Origin of the sequence: Amycolatopsis alkalitolerans, assembly GCF_006152065.1 — a bacterium.
GTDB lineage: Bacteria > Actinomycetota > Actinomycetes > Mycobacteriales > Pseudonocardiaceae > Amycolatopsis_E > Amycolatopsis_E alkalitolerans.
The window spans coordinates 1-18,420 of record NZ_VDFW01000039.1 but is presented as its reverse complement, the minus strand read 5'-3'; the positions used below and the strand labels follow the sequence as shown (position 1 = coordinate 18,420).

The 18,420-nt window shown below is 71.3% G+C and carries 17 protein-coding genes; 9 read left to right on the top strand and 8 right to left on the bottom strand.

The window, feature by feature from the left end; genetic code table 11:
• The first annotated feature begins 9 nt into the window (after window positions 1-9).
• Both ligD and FG385_RS29760 read left to right on the top strand, forming a co-directional pair.
• Window positions 10-954: a non-homologous end-joining DNA ligase gene (gene ligD, locus FG385_RS29765; protein WP_139100129.1), complete on the top strand. Its 945-nt coding sequence runs from the start codon at window positions 10-12 to the stop codon at window positions 952-954.
• A gap of 98 nt (window positions 955-1,052) precedes the next feature.
• Entirely contained in the window at window positions 1,053-2,534 is a 1,482-nt protein-coding gene (locus FG385_RS29760) for an adenylate/guanylate cyclase domain-containing protein (RefSeq protein WP_139100128.1), read from the top strand.
• On the opposite strand, the gene FG385_RS29755 is transcribed toward FG385_RS29760, so the two are convergent.
• Window positions 2,531-3,529, bottom strand: coding sequence for a beta-ketoacyl-ACP synthase III (locus FG385_RS29755; RefSeq protein ID WP_139100127.1), 999 nt, complete (start codon window positions 3,527-3,529; stop codon window positions 2,531-2,533). The genes FG385_RS29760 and FG385_RS29755 overlap by 4 nt on opposite strands.
• Window positions 3,530-3,672: 143 nt before the next feature.
• Between FG385_RS29755 and FG385_RS29750 the strand changes: the two genes are divergently transcribed.
• The 4 genes from FG385_RS29750 (at window position 3,673) to FG385_RS29735 (ending at window position 6,215) form a co-directional block, all read left to right on the top strand.
• The gene (locus FG385_RS29750) at window positions 3,673-4,779 is read left to right on the top strand and encodes a winged helix DNA-binding domain-containing protein (protein ID WP_139100126.1); all 1,107 of its coding nucleotides are present in this window, start codon (window positions 3,673-3,675) and stop codon (window positions 4,777-4,779) included.
• Window positions 4,780-4,819: 40 nt separating this feature from the next.
• Window positions 4,820-5,296, top strand: coding sequence for an Lrp/AsnC family transcriptional regulator (locus tag FG385_RS29745; RefSeq protein ID WP_139100125.1), 477 nt, complete (start codon window positions 4,820-4,822; stop codon window positions 5,294-5,296).
• Window positions 5,297-5,450: 154 nt separating this feature from the next.
• Entirely contained in the window at window positions 5,451-5,855 is a 405-nt protein-coding gene (locus FG385_RS29740; protein ID WP_139100124.1) for an SsgA family sporulation/cell division regulator, read from the top strand.
• Window positions 5,856-5,861: 6 nt separating this feature from the next.
• The gene (locus tag FG385_RS29735) at window positions 5,862-6,215 is read left to right on the top strand and encodes an antibiotic biosynthesis monooxygenase family protein (RefSeq protein WP_235022870.1); all 354 of its coding nucleotides are present in this window, start codon (window positions 5,862-5,864) and stop codon (window positions 6,213-6,215) included.
• On the opposite strand, the gene FG385_RS29730 is transcribed toward FG385_RS29735, so the two are convergent.
• The 4 genes from FG385_RS29730 to FG385_RS29715 all read right to left on the bottom strand — a co-directional run bounded on the left by FG385_RS29730 (window position 6,203) and on the right by FG385_RS29715 (window position 10,403).
• Window positions 6,203-6,847, bottom strand: coding sequence for a hypothetical protein (locus FG385_RS29730; RefSeq protein ID WP_139100123.1), 645 nt, complete (start codon window positions 6,845-6,847; stop codon window positions 6,203-6,205). The two genes, FG385_RS29735 and FG385_RS29730, sit on opposite strands and share 13 nt — an antisense overlap.
• A 270-nt stretch (window positions 6,848-7,117) precedes the next feature.
• On the bottom strand, window positions 7,118-7,564 hold the full coding sequence (locus FG385_RS29725) for a nitroreductase family deazaflavin-dependent oxidoreductase (protein WP_139100122.1): 447 nt from the start codon (window positions 7,562-7,564) through the stop codon (window positions 7,118-7,120).
• 36 nt (window positions 7,565-7,600) lie between these two features.
• Window positions 7,601-8,035 carry a VOC family protein gene (locus FG385_RS29720; RefSeq protein WP_139100121.1) on the bottom strand — a complete coding sequence of 145 codons (435 nt, stop codon included), beginning with the start codon at window positions 8,033-8,035 and terminating at the stop codon, window positions 7,601-7,603.
• 34 nt (window positions 8,036-8,069) lie between these two features.
• On the bottom strand, window positions 8,070-10,403 hold the full coding sequence (locus FG385_RS29715; RefSeq protein ID WP_139100120.1) for a molybdopterin-dependent oxidoreductase: 2,334 nt from the start codon (window positions 10,401-10,403) through the stop codon (window positions 8,070-8,072).
• A gap of 41 nt (window positions 10,404-10,444) precedes the next feature.
• Here FG385_RS29715 and FG385_RS29710 point away from each other — a divergent pair, with 41 nt between their 5' ends.
• Window positions 10,445-11,827: a purine-cytosine permease family protein gene (locus FG385_RS29710; RefSeq protein WP_200834727.1), complete on the top strand. Its 1,383-nt coding sequence runs from the start codon at window positions 10,445-10,447 to the stop codon at window positions 11,825-11,827.
• On the opposite strand, the gene FG385_RS35490 is transcribed toward FG385_RS29710, so the two are convergent.
• On the bottom strand, window positions 11,808-13,598 hold the full coding sequence (locus FG385_RS35490) for a rhodanese-like domain-containing protein (RefSeq protein WP_139100119.1): 1,791 nt from the start codon (window positions 13,596-13,598) through the stop codon (window positions 11,808-11,810). The genes FG385_RS29710 and FG385_RS35490 overlap by 20 nt on opposite strands.
• Window positions 13,599-13,723: 125 nt before the next feature.
• On the opposite strand from FG385_RS35490, the gene FG385_RS29700 reads away from it, so the two are divergent.
• A complete protein-coding gene (locus FG385_RS29700; protein ID WP_139100118.1) occupies window positions 13,724-14,335 on the top strand; it encodes a L,D-transpeptidase in 612 nt (203 codons plus the stop codon).
• Here FG385_RS29700 and FG385_RS29695 read toward each other — a convergent pair.
• Window positions 14,320-16,569: a LuxR C-terminal-related transcriptional regulator gene (locus FG385_RS29695; protein WP_139100117.1), complete on the bottom strand. Its 2,250-nt coding sequence runs from the start codon at window positions 16,567-16,569 to the stop codon at window positions 14,320-14,322. The two genes, FG385_RS29700 and FG385_RS29695, sit on opposite strands and share 16 nt — an antisense overlap.
• Window positions 16,566-17,702 carry an Hsp70 family protein gene (locus FG385_RS29690; protein ID WP_139100116.1) on the bottom strand — a complete coding sequence of 379 codons (1,137 nt, stop codon included), beginning with the start codon at window positions 17,700-17,702 and terminating at the stop codon, window positions 16,566-16,568. Before FG385_RS29690 ends, FG385_RS29695 begins: the two co-directional genes overlap by 4 nt.
• A 215-nt stretch (window positions 17,703-17,917) precedes the next feature.
• On the opposite strand from FG385_RS29690, the gene FG385_RS29685 reads away from it, so the two are divergent.
• Window positions 17,918-18,420 (top strand): IniB N-terminal domain-containing protein (locus FG385_RS29685; protein WP_200834726.1); only part of this gene is annotated, 503 nt, incomplete at its 3' end.

Below are 18,420 nucleotides of genomic sequence, written 5' to 3'. Positions count from 1 at the left end.
CCGATGATCATGGAAGTCGAGCCCGGCTGGCGCGAGCCCACGCTCGCGACGCTGACGCAGCGCCACTTTTCCAGTGAGGGCTGGCTGTACGAGCGCAAGTTCGACGGGGTGCGCGCGATCTGCTCACGCGCGGGCGGCACGCCGACGCTGTGGTCCCGCAACCACCACATCGTCAACGACTCCTATCCCGAGATCGTCGAGGCGCTCGAGGAGTACGGCGGCACGCATTTCGTGGCCGACGGCGAGATCGTCGCGTTCGACGGGGCGCAGACCAGCTTCGCGAAGCTCCAGCGCCGCATCCACCTGACCGACCGCACGCGCATCGACGCGACCGGCGTGCGGGTCTACTACTACCTGTTCGACCTGCTCGTGTTCGGCCACACCGATGCCGGGCCGCTCCCGCTGCGGCAGCGGAAACAGTTGCTGCACAAGGCTTTTGACTGGGCCGACCCGCTGCGGTACTCGAGGCACCGCGACACCGAAGGCGAGCGGTACTTCCGGTACGCGTGCTCGCACGGCTGGGAGGGCGTGATCGCGAAACGGGCCGACGCCCCCTACCGGCCGGGCCGCACGCCGGACTGGCTGAAGTTCAAATGCGTCAAGGATCAGGAGTTCGTGGTCGGTGGGTACACCAGGCCCGGCGGTTCCCGCAGCGGTTTCGGCGCCCTCCTGGTGGGCTACTACGAAGACGGGAAGCTGCGCTACGCCGGCAAGGTCGGCACCGGCTACACCGAGGCGACGCTGCGCGAACTGTCCGGTGTGCTCGGCGAGCGGCGCCGTACCAGCTCGCCGTTCGCCGAGGCGGTACCGGAACGGGGGCCCACCTGGGTGGAGCCGGAGCTGGTCGTGGAGGTCCGGTTCTCCGACTGGACACCCGACGGGAGGCTCCGGCATCCACGGTTCACCGGCCTGCGCGACGACAAACGGGCCGGCGAGGTAACGCGGGAACAGTAGGAGGTCCGCGATGGCACGGGCGATCTGGCGCGGAACGATCAACTTCGGCCTCGTCACGGTGAGTGGGCGCCGGCGCGCTTCGTGAATACGATCACCGGGTGTGCAGATCCACCCGGTTCACGAGGTTTCGCATCGCGCTTCGCACCGCGTTGGGCTTCGTGACGCTCGGCGTCGGTTCGAGCGTATGCGGCGCGGCCGCGGTCGCGCTCCTGCTCGTCCTGCAGGGACTGCCCGAGGATCTGGGCTCCCGCAACCTGGTCTTCGTGCTCGTCGCCGCGACATACGTGGGTTTCGCGGTCATCGTCGGTTCACTGTGGACAGCGTTCCTGCACAAGCGGACCGCGGTCTGGTTCGCCGAAGGCCGCCGCCCCGACGACGCGGAGGCCGCGCGAGCGCTGCGCCTGCCCGCGCATATGGCGATGGTCAGCGGCATCCTGTGGCTCGCCGGCACACTGCTGCTGGGCGGGATCACGCCGGTCCTCGGCTCGTGGATGGACGCACTCGCGGTCACGCTCACCATCGGCGCGGGCGGGCTGCTGACCGTCGGGCTGATCCACCTGGCCGCGGAATGGGTCGGCCGCCCGATCCTGACCGCCGCGCTGGAGGTCGTCCCGCCCGAACGAGCCACGTCCGAGTCGGTGCGGTCCCGGCTCGTGCTGACCTGGGGCGTGGCGAGCGGGGTGCCGCTGCTGGGCGTGCTCATCGTGGCCGCGCCGCCGGATCTCGGGCACGCCGACGACAAGGCCAGCCTGATCATGCTGGCGATCGTCGGGCTGGTCTCCGGCGCGGTCGGCACCGGGCTGCTGGCGCGTGCGGTCGCGTCCCCGCTGAACCGGCTGCGGATCGCGCTCGACGAGGTCGCGCGCGGGCGGACCGACGTCGCGGTGCGGGTCGACGACACCAGCGAACTCGGTCAGCTGCAGGTTTCGGTGAACAGCATGGTCGCCGGCCTCAGGGAGCGGGACCGGATGCGCGATCTGTTCGGCCGCCACGTCGGCGACGACGTCGCGCGCCACGCGCTCGAGCACGGCGCCTCGCTTTCCGGTGACGTGCGCGCGGTGACGGCCCTGTTCGTCGACGTGGTGGACTCGACGGCGCTGGCGAGCCGGACCCCGCCGGAGGAGCTCGTGCGGAAGCTGAACCGGTTGTTCGCCAGCGTCGTCACGGCTGTCGACGCCCGGGGCGGTCTGGTGAACAAGTTCCAGGGTGACGCGGCGTTGTGCGTGTTCGGCGCGCCGACCGTGCTGGCCGACGCGGAGACGTCGGCCCTGTCTGCGGCCCGTGCGATCCGTGACGCCGTGCGCTCGGCGGGCGAGCTGGACCTGGGCATCGGCGTGGCGAGCGGGCTGGTGTTCGCGGGCCAGCTCGGCACGCGGAGCCGCCTGGAGTACACGGTGATCGGCGACGCGGTGAACGAGGCGGCACGGCTGACCGAGCACGCGAAGAAGGTGCCGGGCCGCGTCCTCGCCAGCGACGCGGTGCTGGTGGCCGGTTCCTCGGGCGAGCGCGAGCACTGGTCGCGGTACCGGAAGATCCGCCTGCGCGGCCGCGACGCCCCGACAGCCGCATGGACGGCTTAGCCAGGTTTGACGTCCGGCCAGGTCAGCAGGGTCGAACCCCAGGTGAGGCCCGCACCGAACGCGGTCAGCAGCACGCGGTGCCCCCGCTGGAGGCTCCCGTCCTCGCACGCGTCGGCGAGCGCGAGCGGGATCGAGGCGGCGCTCGTGTTGCCGACGCGCCCGATGTTCGCGACCACCCGGTCACCGGGCAGCCCGAGCTGCTTCGCGGTCGCCTGCAGGATGCGGATGTTCGCCTGGTGCCCGACGAACCGGTCGACGTCGGCGACGTCGAGTCCGGCCCGCTCCAGCACGGTCCGCGACGACTCGGCCATCCGCGCGCACGCGTGCCGGAAGATCGTCTGGCCGTGCATGGTCACGTAGTAGTCGTGCGGATCTGCCGACTCGCGCTGCTTCGCACCCCCGGCCGGCACGATCAGCAGATCGGCGAGCTCACCCTCGCTGTGCAGGTCGAACGGGCCGAGCGCGCCCGGCTCGTGCGTCTCGCCACGGCGCAGCACGACCGCGCCGGCGCCGTCGCCGAAGATCGGCATGGTGCCCCGGTCCGCCGGATCGCACAGGCGGCTGAACACGTCCGAGCCGATGACCAGCACCCGGTCCGCGGTCCCCGTCGCGATCAGCCCGGCGGCGGTCGCCAGCGCGTACACGAACCCGCTGCACACCGCGTTCACGTCGAAGGCCGCGATCCCGTGCAGGCCGAGCCCGGAGGCGACCTGCGGGGCGCTGGCCGGGCAGAGCTGGTCGGCTGTCGCGGTGGCCAGCACGAGCGCGTCCACGACGTCGGAACCGGCACTGCGCAAGGCATTGCCGCCCGCGTGCACGGCCATGTCCACTGTGGACGTATCGGCACCGGCGATGCGCCGCTCGCGGATACCGGTGCGTGTGCGGATCCACTCGTCGGAGGTGTCCAGCCGCTCCGAGAGCTCGTGGTTGTCCACCACTCGCGGCGGCAGCCAGGCACCAAGGCCGGCGAGAACCGCTGAGTGCCCCTTCTGCATGCCTCACTTCTAGGGCTTACCCCTGGGTAGACCGGCCAGTTGTGTTCCAGGTCACATTGAGGCCGCCCGAAAGGACTACGAGCTCGGAAAACCCGATCTTGCGCCGGGCAGAACTGTCGGTGCCTCGCCGTAGTCTCCGGTACGTGGAATCCCTGTCCCCACGGGCGCTCAACCGGGCGCTACTCGCCCGGCAGTTCCTGCTGCGCCGGGTGAAGCTTCCACCGCTTGAGGCCGTCCGGCGGCTGTGCGGGATGCAGGCGCAGGCGCCGTTCCCGCCGTACTTCGGGCTCTGGTCGCGGTTGCACGGCTTCGCCCCCGAGGATCTTTCGCGCCTCCTGCTGGACCGGACGGTGGTCCGCGTCGTGCTGATGCGCGGCACGGTGCATCTCGTGACGGCGGAGGACTGCCTGTTCCTGCGCCCGCTCGTGCAGCCGATTCTCGACCGCGACCTGCGCACCAACACGACGTATGCCCCCGCGCTGGCCGGCCTGGACCTGCCTGCGCTGGCGGAACACACCCGCGCGGTCCTCGCGGAGCGCGCTCGTACCGGCGCCGAACTCGGCGAACTGCTCGCGAAACGTCATCCCGGCCGGTCCCCGTCGGCGCTCGCGCACGCGGCACGCGGCCTCCTACCGCTCGTGCAGACTCCGCCACGAGCGGTGTGGGGCCACACCGGCAAACCGACCTACGCGACGGCCGAGCAGTGGCTCGGCCGCCCGCTCGACAAACGCGCGAACCTCGACGATCTGGTGCTCCGCTACCTGGCCGCCTTCGGTCCCGCGACGGTGCCGGACATCCAGGCGTGGAGCGGCCTGAGCCGGCTCGGCGAAGTAATAGACCGGTTACGCCCACGGCTGAAAACCTTCGCCGACGCAGGCGGCCGCGAACTGGTCGACCTGCCCGAGGCGCCGAGGCCGGATCCGGACACCCCGGCGCCGCCGCGGTTCGTCCCCGAGTTCGACAACTTGCTGCTCTCCCATGCCGATCGCACCCGCGTCCTGTCCGAGGAGGCGCGGAAGCGGGTGTTCGGCGTGCCCAACGGGGTGTTCCCCGGCACCGTGCTCGTCGACGGTTTCGTCCGTGGCACCTGGAGAATCACGAAGACGCGAGCGGCCGCGACGCTGGACATCGAGCCGTACCAACGGATCTCCAAAAAGGACAGCGCCGCGCTGGCGAGCGCCGGCGCGCGGTTGCTGCGCTTCGCCGCACCCGGCCGCACGCCGGACGTGCGCTGGCACGAGCCCCGGTAAATCGGAGTGCTGAACTGCGGTTCTTGGCTACCATGCGAAGGTGCCCGACGTCGAGCTGGACCCACTGGATCAAGCCATTCTGAGCAGGCTGCAGGTGGATTCACGCACCATCGCGGAATCCATCGGGGCCCAGGTCGGCCTCTCGGCCGCGGCGGTGCAGCGCCGGATCAAGCGGCTGCGGGAGACGGGCGTCATCACGCGCGAGGTCGCGGTGGTCGATCCGAGGGCGGTCGGCGCGGACATGACGTTCGTCGTGTCGGTCGAGATGGAACGCGAGCGGATCGAGGTGCTCGAGGCATTCCGCAAGCAGGTGCTGGCCGACCCGGCCGTGCAGCAGTGTTACTACGTGACGGGCTCGGCCGATTTCGTGCTGGTCGTCGTCTGCCGGGACATGACGGAGTTCGAGGCGCTCACCCGGCGGCTGTTCTTCGACAACGGCGAGGTGCGGCACTTCACAACAAGCGTGGTCATGGACCGGGTGAAGGTCGGGCTGACAGTTCCCCTGAACGGCGGCTGATCCGGCAAGCCCAGTTGTGTTACACGTTCTGGGGGATTGCACCGGATCGCGTGAAAGTCATTCACCGCGCATCATCATCGGCCCCCGATCCCATCTCCTGGCTGTCCGACCAGTTCGTGCTCCGGCACGAACCCACTGACCGCGAGGAGTGGACATGAACACCGAAGCCGCCAACCAGAGCCAGTTCGTCACCCTGAACGGCTCGAGTGCCCCTGTCCTGTCCCGACTGTCCTATGTGGCCACCGAGCCGTTCGCCGTGAACATCGCGTTCCGCACCGAGCGTGGCCGCTGGGTCGAGTGGACGTTCGCCCGCGACCTGCTGGTGGAGGGCCTTTCGGAGCCGGCCGGCTTCGGCGACGTCCGCGTCCGCCCTGATCTGGCGAACGACGAGGACCTGCTGATCCTCGAAATCGAGTCACCGGACGGTTACGCGCTGGTGGAAATCGAGCGGGAGGACGTCGAGCGCTTCCTCGACGCCACGGCGAAGGTGGTCCCGCTGGGCACCGAAAGCGAGCACTTCGACGTGGACGCCTTCATCGAAGAGATCACGAACGTCTGATTCACCGTGGAAATCGGCTCCGGTCGCTTCCCCGAACCGCCCTACTGCGCGGTGATCTTCACCTCCCGCCGGACCCAGGGCGACCGCGACTACACGGCGACGGCCGAGCGCATGATCGCGCTCGCCGCCGGCCAACCGGGCTTCCTCGGCGTCGACTCCGTGCGCGAGGGGTCGGAGCTGGGCATCACGGTTTCGTACTGGCGCGACGAAGACTCGATCGCGGCCTGGCGCCGCAACGCCGAGCACACTGAGGCCCGCGAGTCCGGCCGGCGAAGCTGGTACGAGGCGTTCGTGGTGCAGGTCGCCAAGGTCGAGCGGAGCTACGCGTTCCAGCGCCCGCCAGCGGCTCAGCGGCCGTAGCTCCGGTACTGATACGTGCCGTGGCCCTGCATGAGGGCCCGCGACCAGGGCACGACGAGTTGTTCGAGCTGGTCGCTCATCACCTGCATCGGATCCGGCGCCGCCGAGGTCGGCGCCGCGCTCCCCGTGTCGGACCGGGCGGCCGGAGTTTTTGTCTCGGGCCTGGCCTTCGTGGTTCGTTTCGCGGGAGTCACCGGCTTCGTACTGGGCGTCACCGGCGCCGCCGTCGGCGCGGGCGTCTCGGGCGCCGGCGCGACCCGCGCGGGCCGACTCGCTTCCGCGCCACCCTGTCCCTGATCGACGGCCGAGCCCACGGCCAGCACCGGATCGGGGCCCTGCTGGTGATGTCCCCACACCCCGCCGCCGATCCAGCCGACCGCCAGGAAGACGGCGGCGGCGCAGCTGAACAGGAGGTTCCGGCGCACGCGCCGGGCCGTCCGCACCCTCGGCTCCGTACTCGCGACGAGCATCGACGGCTCCGGTTCGCACGGCGCCGACAGGTCGAGTTCGACGGGGCTCTCCGGCTCGTCCGCGGCCGGCGGCGCGCTGGCCGCCACGATCCCTGTCCGGTCAGCCAACTGCACCGCCGTCACGATGTCACCCGACCTGCTGCGCAGGACCGTGCGCGCCATCAAAATCCTCCAGGACAAGCATTTGGCCGGCTTTTCACCACTCCGCCGAACTCCAGGCGGGGCCGAAGCTACCAGGACGATGTCTGGACAGATGCCGAAAGACTCTCACTTTCCCCGATCTAGCGAGATGATGACTCTATTGGGTGACGAACACAGTCCGGAGCACGCTCTGAGTAACCAACGGTTCGCCTGATCAGCGCTTCTGTTGGCTTCTGACTTATTCGCCTCGCTATTCAGCCAGCCATTAACGCTCGGCTTTCGCAGTTGTTGTCAGTCCTGCGGAGTCAGCAGGACGATCGGGATTACCCGATCGGTCTTTTGCGCGTACTCGTCATACAGCGGGAAGATGCGCGCCATCAGGGCCCAGAGGGGCTCGCGCTCGGCCGGGGACGCGGCACGGGCGCGGGCGGTGAACCGGCGGGTGCCGACCTGTACCCCGACGCTCGGTTCCGCCTCGAGGTTCTTGAACCACGCCGGATCCTCGTCGGCGCCGCCCTTGGAGGCCACGACGACGAAGTCGTCCCCAGAGGTGCCGTAGATCAGGCAGGTGCGACGTGGCTCGCCGGTCCTGCGTCCGGTCGTGGCGAGCACGAGTGTGTACACGCCGTTCGATTCGTGTCCCTCGGTTCCGCCCGAGGCCAGATACGTGCGGGTGTGTTCGGCGACCCAGTCCCACGTCGAGTCGGTGGCGCGGTCGAGATCATCGGCGACGGCCATGGCGGCGGTCCTTTCTGGTTCGGGTCGTATTTCGCTTCAGTCGAGCTTCTCGGCCAGCGCGACGATGATTCCTTCAGGTCCGCGGACGTAGCAGAGCCGATAGCTGTCCTCGTACTGCACCAGTTCGCCCATGAGTTCGGCGCCATGGGCGCGCAGCCGGGCGAGGACGTCCTCGATGTTCTCGACGGCGAACATGATGCGACGGATACCGAAGGCGTTGACCGGCGCATTCGGCTCACCGGCCGCGGCCACCGGCGCGTGGAACTTCATCAGCTCGAGTCGTCCGTGGCCGTCCGGGGTCCGCACCACAGCCATGTCGCACTGGACGCCCTCGAGCCCGACGAGCTTGTCCACCGATGGCCCCTCGACCCGTGCCTCGCCCTCGAGCTCCAAGCCGAACTCGCGGAAGAACGCGACGGCAGCCCCCAGGTCGTCGACGACGACGCCCACGTTGTCCATCCGGATCGTCATGATTACCTCCGTTTCGCGTGGCCCTCGTGGCCGCTCATGTCCCTGGGACGGAGCCGGCGCCGTGTTCTCGACACCGCCGCCTGACTTTTTCGATGCGCGGCGGTGCTCCGATCGTGACGGGCGGCGGGGTGCGGTCGTATCGCTCGATCTCGACCAGCACATGCTGTCCGGTGCAGCCCTGCGAGAGCCGTGATGCCGGGAGATCGGCGGTCAGCACGTTCGGGTTCCCGTGAATGCACAGGGAATCCACCGGATCGAACCACGCCCCGGTCGGCAGCTGGACGACCCCGGTGCGCAGCCGGGTGCTCAGCACGGCGCCCGCGAGACAGGCCCCGCGGTCGTTGAAGACACGCACCACGTCCCCGTCGGCGATCCCTCGCGCTCGCGCGTCTTCGGGGTGCAGCCGGATGGCCTCGCGGCCGGCCACCTTCCCGGCCTGGCTCACTGCGCCCCCGTCGAGTTGGCTGTGCAGCCGGGTTTCGGGCTGGTTCGCGATGAGCAGCAACGGAAATCGCTCGGCGCGCGGCCCGCCGAGCCATTCGGAAGGTTCGAGCCACGCCGGATGGCCGGGGCAGTCGGGATAGCCGAACGAACGCACCCGCCGTGACGTGATCTCGATCCGGCCGCTCGGCGTGGGCAGCGGATTCCGCACCGGATCGCTCCGGAAGTCCGCGAACAGGGTGCGGTACTCGTCCGCGCCGGGCAGCCGGAGTTCACCGGCGGTCCAGAAGTCTACAAAGGACGGAACGCTGATGCCCTTGTCCAGCAACCGCTTCCGCCACGACTCGTACAGGTGCGCCAGCCACGCGCGAGGTGACCGGCCCTCGGTGAACCGCTCCTCGATGCCCAGCCGCGCCGCGAGCCCGGCGAGGATCGCGTGATCGTCCCGGGCCTGCGCGAAGGGTTCGGCCACCTGGTGCATCGCCACGAGATGCGTATCCCGGCGGCCCGAGCCGAAGTCCTCCCGCTCGAGCGGCACGGTGGCCGGCAGGACGAAATCCGCCTGGCGGGCGCTCGCGGTCCAGTAGGGCTCCTGCACCACCACGGTGTCCGGCCGCGAGAACGCCGTACGCAGGCGGTTGAGGTCCTGGTGATGGTGGAACGGGTTACCGCCGGCCCAGTGCACGAGCCGGATGTCGGGATAGGTGCGGACGGTGCCGTCGTAGTCGTAGGAACCGCCGGGATCGAGCAGCATGTCGGCGATCCGGGCGACGGGGATGAACTCTTGCACCGGGTTGATGCCCTGGGACAGGTGCGGCCCGCGGAAGTCCGGGCCGATGTCCCCGGTGTCGCCCATCGAGCCGTAGCCGTGGCCGAAACCCCCACCGGGCAAGCCGATCTGGCCGAGCATCGCGGCGAGCGCGATCGCGGCCCAGACCGGCTGCTCGCCGTGTTCGATGCGCTGCAGCGACCAGGTGACCGTGATGAACGTTCGCGCCGCGGCCATGCGGCGTGCCAGCGCGACGATATCGGCGGCGGGCAGTTCGGTGATCGCGCTCGCCCATGCCGCGTCCTTCGGCACCCCGTCGCCGGCACCGAGGAGGTAGCGCTCGAACTCTTCGTAGCCGGTGCAGTAACGGTCGAGGAAAGCCCTGTCGTGCAAGCCTTCGGTGACGAGCGTGTGCGCGAGGGCGAGCAGCAGTGCGGTATCCGTCGCCGGGCGGATCGGATACCAGCGGGGGTGCACGGCCGCGGGAATGTCGGCCCGGAGCGGGCTCACGAGTGCGACGTCGACACCGCGTTCGCCCAGCCGCGCAAGGAATCCCGGCGTGTGATGCCGCGTCACCCCGCCCGGGGTGATGAACACGTTCTTCTCCGGCACACCGCCGAAGGCGACGAGCAGGTCCGTGTTCTCGACGATCGTCGGCCAGCTCGAACCGTTTCGGAGCACCTCCGCGGAACTGCCGACGACATGCGGGAGCACCACCGCGCTCGTGCCGTAGCTGTAGGTGTTGCGGGACGAGGTAAAACCGCCGAAGGCGTTGAGGAATCGGTGTAGCTGGCCCTGCGCGTGATGGAACCGGCCGGCGCTGGCCCAGCCGTAGGAACCGCCGAAGATCGCGTGGTTGCCGTGCTCGTCGCGGATGCGGCGGAACTCCGCGGCGAGCCGGTCCAGCGCCTCGTCCCAGCCGACTTCGACGAACTCCTCGTGGCCGCGAGCCGGATCGGGCCCCGGGCCACGCTCGAGCCAGCCGCGGCGGATCGCGGGCGCCGCGATCCGGGTCGGATGGCGAAGGCTGCCGGTCAGATTGCCGAGCAGCGGCGCCGGTGCCGGATCTTCCGGATGCGGCTCGACCCGCACCCGGCCATCCGCCTCCAGGCCGGCGGAAAAGGCGCCCCAGTGTGACGTGCTCGGCCGTAGGTTCACCCGTCCACACCTACCAGAACGGACCAACCGACACTGATGTCATGGACACCGACAGGACAGCGTTGACCGCGGCCGTCTTCGGCGGCCGGATGCCGACCCGGGCGGGCGATCTCGCGCTCGAATCGCACGGGATCTGCCCCGTTCCGGACGGTAACCGGTTCGGCAGGCCGATCCGGCTGCTTACGGTGTTCTTCGCGCCGAACCTCACCATGACCGCGGTGTTCTCGGGCACGCTCGCCGCCGGGCTCGGGCTCGGTTTCCCGGCCGGCCTGGCCGCGATGCTGCTCGGCACGGTCCTCGGCTCGATCCCCGTCGCCTACCTGGCGACCTGGGGTCCGCGCACCGGCACGGCCCAGCTTCCGCTCGCGCGGCTGCCGTTCCGGGGCACCGTGGTGCTGCCCGGCCTGGTGCAGTGGCTGAACTCGATCGCGTGGGACGCGCTCGTCGGCCTGTTCGGCGGCGACGCGCTGGCCCAGTTGCTCGGGATCCCGTTCTGGCTCGCCGTCGCGATCGTGCTGCTCCTGCAGTGCGCCGTCGGGGTGCTCGGCTACGAGGTGATCCACCGGGTGCAGGCGGTGATGACCGCGGTCACCGCGGTGTTCTTCGTCGTGCTGTCCGTCAAGCTGCTCAGCGGGCACGGCGTGGTGTCCGCCAACACCGTCTCCGGCGGCGACCTCGCCGGTGCGTTCGTGCTGTTCACCACGATCGCGCTGAGCCTGGCCATCTCGTGGGCGAGCTACGCCTCGGACTTCAGCCGGTACCTGCCCTCGACGACCTCGCGGCCGCGGGCGTTCGTCTACACCCTGCTGGGCGTCACGCTGTCCTTCGCCTGGGGCGAGGCGCTCGGTCTCGCGGCCGGCCAAACTCTCACCGACCAGACGACCGCGGGCATCAGCACCCTGCTGGGCGGGGGCGTGCTGGGGGCCGTCGCGTTGCTGGTGATCACGCTGACCGCGGTCTCGTCGAACGCGATGAACGACTACAGCGGCTCGCTCGCGCTGCAGACGGTCGGGGTGCGGCTGCGGCGGCCGGTGTCGGCGGTGGTCGTCACGGTGATCGCGTTCGCGCTGATCCTCTGGATGCACAGCGGCGACCTGGCCTCGAAGTTCGAGGACGTGCTGCTCGTGATCGGTTACTGGATCCCGCCGTTCGTCGGGGTCGTGGTGATCGACTGGTGGATCCGCACCCGGCGCGGGCGGCGGATCGACGTGCTGGCCGAGGCCGCCGCGCCCCAGGCCGGCTGGCCGGCCCTGGTGGCCTTCCTGATCGGCTGCGGCGCCGTCGTGCCGTTCATGAACACCAGCGCCTACACCGGACCCGTCGCGGCGGCCGCCCACGGCGCGGACCTGGCGTACTACGTCGGTCTCGTGGCGTCGGCCGCCGTGTACGCGACGCTCCGCGCGGTCACGGCTTCGCGCCGGTAGCGGCCGGGCGCTCGGGGTGGTTCGACCATTGGGACCATGAGCCCGGGTAAAGCGCGGCGTCGATCCCGGCGACCGCGAGCGCCGCGACCTCGTGGGCCGCGGTCACCCCGGACCCGCAGTAGACCCCGACCTGCCCGTCCGCGGCACCGAGAGCCTCGAAGCGGGCGGCCAACTCCTCCGGCGCGAGGAAGCGGCCGTCGGCCGCCAGGTTCTCCGCCGTGGGCGCGCTCACCGCGCCCGGAATGTGCCCGGCACGCGGATCGACCGGCTCCTGCTCGCCCCGGTATCGCTCGCCGGCGCGGGCGTCGAGCAGCGTCCCCGGGAAGCTGCCCGCTTCGTCCATGGTCAGGACCGGCATGGCACCGGGCTTGACCACGACGTCGCCCGGTTCCGGCGTCCGCCCGAACCCCGTCTCGGACGGGCGGTCACCCCACGCCGCGAGCCCGCCGTCGAGAAGCCGCACGTCGGCCACACCCGCCCAGCGCAGCAGCCACCACGCGCGGGCCGCGGCCAGGTTGCCCGTGTTGTCGTAGGCGACGACGCGGGAGCCCGCACGGATTCCCCACCGGCGGGCGGCCGCCTGCAGCGCGTCCGGATCGGGCAGCGGGTGGCGGCCTTCGGCCGGGACGGGCGGGGCGGCGAGTTCGGTGTCGAGATCGACGTACACGGCGCCCGGAAGATGGCCGTCCAGGAAATGCCGGTGCCCGTCCGGATCGCCCAGCGCCCAGCGGACGTCCAGCAACACCGGCGGCTCCGCGGATTCCAGTTGCCGCGCGAGTTCGCCGGCGGTGATCAGCACCGGCGGCACGATCGCCGGCAGTTCGTCGATGTTCGCGCTGCCCGGCGCTTCCTTCCGTTCGGCGGCCAGGCCCAGCCGGTGCTGGACCGCCTCGTTGAGCGGCGTCGGCACCCCGTGCAGGCGGCCGAGCAGCACGATCTCACCGTTGAGGAAGTCACCCTCGACCGAACCCGTTCCGCGGACGAGGCTCTGCCTGGTCGAGCTTCCGACGCGGGCATGGTCAGCCACCGGCACTGGCCTCGCGACCGATATGTCTATTTCGGATTCTTCGTGGAGGTTCGCGGCCGTCATGCCCGCCGCGTTGAACACCCGCAGCGCCTCGGCCCGCAACTCGTCGGCCACCTTCTTGTCCGGCCCGTACAGCGCGTCGACCGCGTTGGCGAGGTTGCCCAGCAGCTTGCCCGCCTTCCAGCGCGGCAGGTCCGACACGATCTGGACGGCGAACTCCGCCGCGCGGAAATCCTCCGCGATCGCCGCGAGGCGGGGATCGCGGCCGGCGGGATACTGCCCGAGCCAGAACACCCCCGGGTTCTCGGCTCCCTCCGCGCTCACCTCACCGGGGCGCAGGTAGGTCGCCGGCTGCCAGACCGCCGCGCCGAACACGGTCCGGAACCGGCGCAGCGCGGCACGCTCGTTCTCCAGGCCGTTCTGCAGGCTCACGATCGGCAGGTCCGCCGCGGCACTGTCGCCGGCAGGCCGCCACGACCACTCCCGCAGGACGTCTTCGGTGTCCTGGGTCTTGGTGGCCAGCACGAGCACGTCCTCGGCGGTCAACTCGACTTCGTGCGCGCCTTCCGCGACCGCGACTCGCACCATCCGCTCGCCGCCCGGCCGCAGATACCGCAGACCGTGCTCGCGAATCGCCGCGCCGTGTTCGCCGCGGGCGATGAGCACGGCCGGGATTCCGGCGAGATGCAGTTGCGCCGCCACGGTCGCGCCGATCGCTCCGGCGCCGATGATGATGTATCGCATACCCTCCATCCCACCACCTACCGCGGTGGCAGCCGCAACAAGATCGTGACCAGCGCATCTCAACCACGCGTAGCGCCACGACGTCTGTACCGATGTAACAGCGACACAAAACCCGGGGGGCCCACGTGCGCGTCAAGAAGATCTCGCTGGCATTGACCGCGGCTGCGGCCGCCGTCGTGGTGGCCGGTTGTGCCGGCGGCACGAAGACCGCGGCCGTGCAGCCGGCGGTGGCCAGCGCGCCGACCTCGAGCAGCCCGGCCGCGCCGACGACGACCACCACGAAGGCCCCGCCGCCGAGCACGAGCACCACGACCGCTCCGCCGAGCACGTCGACGGCGCCCAGGACCACCGCGCCGAAGACCACCGTCAAACCGGCCGCGAACCCGTCCGTCCCGTGCTCGATCACCGACGGCGCCTGCGTGGACATCTCGGCGAAGAAGGCATGGCTGCTCAGCGGCGGCAAGATCGTCTACGGCCCGGTCCCGGTCACCACCGGCCGGCGGGGACACGCGACCCCGACGGGCACCTTCCACGTGCTCTACAAGCAGCGAATGCACTACAGCAAGGAGTTCGACAACGCGCCGATGCCGTATTCGGTCTTCTTCTACCCCGGCGACGCCTTCCACACGGGCAGCCTCTCGGTCCCGTCGCACGGCTGTGTTCACCTCTCCAGCAGCGCGTCGCAGAAGTTCTTCGCCACCCTCAGCGTCGGTGACCCGGTTCAGGTCGTGCCCTGAGCCTGCGCCGGCTCCAGTTCCGCCCGTAGCTCGGCCAGCAGCTCACTGCGGTTGCCGGCGCCGAGCCGCTGGCGCATGCGGGCCATATGGTGCTCGACGGTCTTCGCGGAGATGAACAGCCGGTCCCCGATCTGCTTGTAGGTCAGCCCCGCCAGCACCAGTTCGGCGACCTGCCGTTCCCGGTCGCTCAGGCGCGCGGGCCCCGGGGTGACCGATGGCTCGCGCCCCTGCAGCACGCGCGCGCAGTCGAGCAGCGTCACCATCACCTTGCGGTCCGAGGTCCGGATCGCCGCCTGACCGGCCAGCCGGGCGCCGTCCCAGCACAGCCCGACGTCGTGCAGCCCGCGTGCGGCGGTTTCGACCGCGACCTTGTCGACCTCGCCGGCCAGCACGTTCAGCCAGCATTCGGCGCCCTGCGACATCGCCGCGAAGTACGCGCCCGAGTCCGCACCCGCCGCCAGCGCGCGAGCGTGCTCGGCCGCCTCGCCGGGCTGCTCGTCCAGGATCGCCGCGTGCAGACCGCTCCAGTGCAGGGTCGTCGCCCACAGCGGTGGGTCACCGAGCGCCGCGAGTAGCTGCCGCGCCTGCCGCAGGTGCGGCGCGAGCCGGTCCCGCTCGCCCAGCCGGGCCGCGGCGACCTCGAACTCGCCGAACGGCAGGAAGGTGAACAGGTCCACCGGATGCCGGATGACGGCTTCCCTCGCCTGCCCCCAGATCCGGCGCAGCGCCGTGAGGTCACTGGCCCGCCGCGCCAGGCCGACCCGCAGGCCGACCGCGAACAACCAGTCGCGCGGCGAAAGATCGTCCCCGGCCGCCGTCAGGCGGGACGCGGCCAGCTCCTCGTCCCCGCGCACCATCGCGATCCACGCCAGCAGCAACCGGTGCCGGGCCACCAGCGAACCGGTCTCGATCGCCCGCGCCAGCAACGGTTCGGCGATCGCCGGCTCCCCGCTGTGCAGCGCGACGATCGCGCCGAGCGCGGCCGGGCTGTCGGGCAGCAGCAGCCGCGCCGACACCGGTTCCAGCATCTCCGCGGAGCGGACCAGCGTGGACAGCGCGACCGCGGGCTGCCCGGTCACCGACTCCACGACGCCCCGCGCCGCGCCGGAAACCGCGCCGGACAGCAGCGTCGGCGGCCCGTCGCCCCCGCATCTCTCCAGCGCCTGCCGGGCTTCGGCGACCCGGCCGGTGCCGGCCAGCGCGATCGCCGCGAAGCACCGCGCCACACCGGTATCGGCCCACTGGAACAGTTCCGCGCTGCGCGCGAGCTGGCCCCGGTGCGCCAGCGCCGTCCCGGCCACTCGCGCGCCCTCGGCCCGATCCGGCGCGCTCTCGCTCCCGATCACCCCGTCCGCGAGCCGCAGCGCGCCGTCGAAGTCACCGGCCCGCGCGACAGCCTCGGCCCAGCGGGCACCGACCTTGCGGCCGGCCCTGGCCGCGGCCTCGTACAGGCGGGCGGCGAGCGCGGGTTCGGCCTCGCGCGCGGCGGCCTCGAAGGCGGCACCGATGCCCGCTCCGGTCAGCCCGGCCCCCAGCAGCGGTTTCACCAGTCCCAGCACCGGGCCGCCGCGTTCGAGTTGCTGTTCCACGAGCTGCCGCCGCAGCGCGATCTGCCGGTCGCGGGGTATCAGCTCGCGCAGGGCACGGGCGGCGATCGGCAGGAGGGTGCCGTCGGGGCTGAGCAGGCCGGTCGCGTACGCGGCCTCCACCGAGCCGCCCGCGAGATCGAGCCCGGCCCCGGCCTCCGCCGCCAAGAGGAACCGCACCACGTCCTCACCGGCGTGGTCGAGTTCGTGCCGCACGAGGTTCAGCTCGGCCGCCGCGCGCACCAGGCCCGGCACCCCGCCGGTCTGCGCGTGCACGAACTCGGCCAGCTCCGGTGACCCGGTCGCTTCGAGGAACTTCGCGGTCTTCGCCACGTCGAACGGGCGCAGCACGATCTGCCCGCGCAGCCGCGCGAGCACCTGGTTCAGCGCGGCGCGGCGCGGATGCGGCCGGGTCGCGATCACGATCCCTGCTTGCTCGTCGTCGAGATAGCGCAGCAGGTCGGTCAGTTCGGCGTCGCCGAGCAGGTGCGCGTCGTCGACCAGGCGGGCGTCCGCGCCGGCCAACTGCTCGAGCACGGTTGTCTTGCCGTGCCCGCCGGGCGCGACGATCGCCAGCCGGACCGGCGAGAGCTCGCGCGACACGACGGCCGAGCAGACCCGTTCGGTGGGCTCGTCCAGCAGGATCACTCGTCGTCCTCGTTTCGGGAACGCCGCGACGGTACGAACCGGCGCCGCGGCGGTTCGAGCGGGGTGAGCACGACCGGCGGTCGTTGGGGTGCGGGTTCGGGATCGTAGACCTCGTCCGGGTCGAGGTCGGGATAACCCGTGACTCTGGGCACCAGCGCCGTCGACTCCCGGGGCGCCGGTGCGGGCGGGCGCGCGGCCAGCGCGGCCCCGCGGCAGGCGGCGGTGGCCGGGTCCGGGTCGAGGACGACCCGGCAGTCCAGCGCTTCCCCGGCAAGCCTGGCGACCAGCGGGATCCGGGCCGCGCCACCGGCCAGCAGGAGGGTGGACACGTCCTCGAACCGGCTCAGCGGCGCCAGCGAAACGGTCAGCCACGGCTCGACCAGCCGCTCGAACTCGGTCCGGGTCACCCGCCCCGGCACGTCGACCTCCCGCGCGGTGGAGAGCAGTTCCTTGGTCTGGGTGCACACCTCGCGCAGCTCCGCCGGCTCCCCGCCGAACCGCGCCGCGACGTGTTCGGCGAGCACGTCGTCCAGTCGCGGCGCGAACTGCTCGTCGTGCGCGAGGAGTTCGAAGGTGGCCGGGCCACGCCGCAGCAGCGCGATGTCGACGTGCTCACCGCCGAGGCGGCACACCGCGAGCCGGCTGCCGGTCTCGACGCGTTCACGGACCACCATGCTTTCGGCCGCCGCGACCGTGTTCGGCAACAGCAGGGCACCGGGCATACCCGCTTCGTGCAACGCGTCGTGCAGCAGTGAGCGCCGGAAGCCGGTCCAGCCCGGCGGATGCGTCAGCGCGATGCGGTCCGCTTCGCCACCTTCGGACTCGGCGACCTGGTCGGCCACCCAGCCGGCGACCACCGCCGTCAGCGACTCGGGCCGGTAGAGCTCGTCGCCCAGCATCAGCGGGACGTCGTCGCCCACCTGGCGCGCGAAGCCGCGCGCGATCCGCTCCGGTTCGGCGAGCGCGCGACGCCGGGCGTCCGGACCTGCGATTACGGTGGCGTCCGGGGCGACATGCAGGACCGACTCGAGCGCGCACACCACCTCGGGTTCGCTCCAGAACTCCCCCGCGCGGCGGCAGACGGCGGCCTTGATCCGGGTGCCGCCGATGTCGATACCGAGGACGTAACGCATCCGAGTGCTTCCTCCTAGGAGACGTCCTTTCGTACCAAAGGCTGCGGTTGGGGTCACATCCCCTAACCCCCTAATGGCCCCGCACCCCGATTCGGGGACCCGGACCGGGCCCGATCCCCGATGGCAGGGGCGGCGGGAATGCCTAGGTTTGGCGGAGTTGCCCGGCCGGATCGGGTGATCACCTCATGACAAACTCCTAGATTGCGGAGACTTCGTTGTCCCTCCCCGCCCAGACGCTGCACGACTTCGTGCTGAACCTGCTGACCGACGACGCCGCCCGGTCGGCCTTCGCCGCCGACCCGACCGCCGCGCTCGCGAACGCCGGGTTGAGTGACGTGACCCCTCAGGACATCCAGGACGTGGCCCCGCTCGTGGCCGACTACGCGCCGGCGCCCGCCGCGGACGCGCTCGAGTCCGTCATGTCGTCGCTGCCCGCCGGTGCCGCTCAGGGCGGCCTGCAGGGCGCGATCGCCCAGCTGGCCGCCGTCGCCGACGCCGCGCACTCGCTGCCGGTGTCCCTGCCCGGCACGAGCGCCGCCGAGCGCTCGCTGCCGCTCGACACCTCCGGCCTGCCGGTCGCGACCCCAGACCTCAGCGGCCTGCCGGTCGCGACCCCGGATCTCGGTGACCTGCCCGCCTCGGTGCCGTCGCTCAGCGACCTGCCCACCGGCGGCCTCCCCATCGCCACCCCCGACCTCGGCGGCCTCCCCGTCGGCGG

What these genes read in the sequence shown, in the direction of transcription:
- ligD (WP_139100129.1), top strand. Translation starts at nt 10, where the DNA reads ATGGAAGTCGAGCCCGGCTGGCGCGAGCCCACGCTCGCGACGCTGACG.
- FG385_RS29755 (WP_139100127.1), bottom strand. Translation starts at nt 3,529, where the DNA reads ATGCAGAAGGGGCACTCAGCGGTTCTCGCCGGCCTTGGTGCCTGGCTG.
- FG385_RS29740 (WP_139100124.1), top strand. Translation starts at nt 5,451, where the DNA reads ATGAACACCGAAGCCGCCAACCAGAGCCAGTTCGTCACCCTGAACGGC.
- FG385_RS29730 (WP_139100123.1), bottom strand. Translation starts at nt 6,847, where the DNA reads ATGGCGCGCACGGTCCTGCGCAGCAGGTCGGGTGACATCGTGACGGCG.
- FG385_RS29725 (WP_139100122.1), bottom strand. Translation starts at nt 7,564, where the DNA reads ATGGCCGTCGCCGATGATCTCGACCGCGCCACCGACTCGACGTGGGAC.
- FG385_RS29720 (WP_139100121.1), bottom strand. Translation starts at nt 8,035, where the DNA reads ATGACGATCCGGATGGACAACGTGGGCGTCGTCGTCGACGACCTGGGG.
- FG385_RS29710 (WP_200834727.1), top strand. Translation starts at nt 10,445, where the DNA reads ATGGACACCGACAGGACAGCGTTGACCGCGGCCGTCTTCGGCGGCCGG.
- FG385_RS35490 (WP_139100119.1), bottom strand. Translation starts at nt 13,598, where the DNA reads ATGCGATACATCATCATCGGCGCCGGAGCGATCGGCGCGACCGTGGCG.
- FG385_RS29690 (WP_139100116.1), bottom strand. Translation starts at nt 17,702, where the DNA reads ATGCGTTACGTCCTCGGTATCGACATCGGCGGCACCCGGATCAAGGCC.